The sequence below is a fragment of the Pseudovibrio denitrificans JCM 12308 genome (assembly GCF_001310815.1).
GTDB lineage: Bacteria > Pseudomonadota > Alphaproteobacteria > Rhizobiales > Stappiaceae > Pseudovibrio > Pseudovibrio denitrificans.
Map to the genome: position 1 here is coordinate 1 of NZ_BAZK01000090.1, position 606 is coordinate 606.

Sequence of the window (606 nt, forward strand, 5' to 3'; positions counted from 1 at the left end):
TGGTATCGGGAATGACCGTCTCTACGGTGAGTATGGTGATGATACACTGACAGGTGGAGAGGGTGATGATTATCTTTATGGAGCTCAAGGTAGTGATACCTATCATTACCGTCTGGGAGATGGTCACGACACTCTGAGTGAGTACACTGGAAGTAACACAGATACGGATCGTTTGATTTTGGGTGAAGGTATTTTGCCTGATGAGGTTCAGTTCACCCGAACTTCCGGTACAGGCAATGTGCACCTCCAGCTTACATTCAAAGATGGTGGTACGCTTACGATCCATAATCAGTTTAAGAACAACAGCAACTTTGGTGTTGAGTTCATCGAGTTTGCCGATGGCACAGTTCTGAGTGGCTATGAGATACTGCGCGCAGCCTATGAGGATGCGACCGAGGAGGCTGACTGGCTTTATGGCGGTTCTCAGGATGATGTGATCAATGGCCTTGACGGCAATGATAACATCACTGGTGCAAATGGCGCAGACACTCTTGATGGTGGTGCTGGTAATGACACCCTTGATGGTGGTGCTGGAAACGACACGCTAACCGGCGGCGAAGGCAATGACACTCTGTATGGTCGTGGTGACAACGATATTCTGAATGG

Annotated in this window: 1 protein-coding gene; it reads left to right on the forward strand. The window is 48.8% G+C overall.

Features of this window, described 5'->3' with window-relative positions; translation table 11 throughout:
• Positions 1–606 (forward strand): calcium-binding protein (locus tag JCM12308_RS27560; protein WP_164845416.1); only part of this gene is annotated, 606 nt, incomplete at both ends.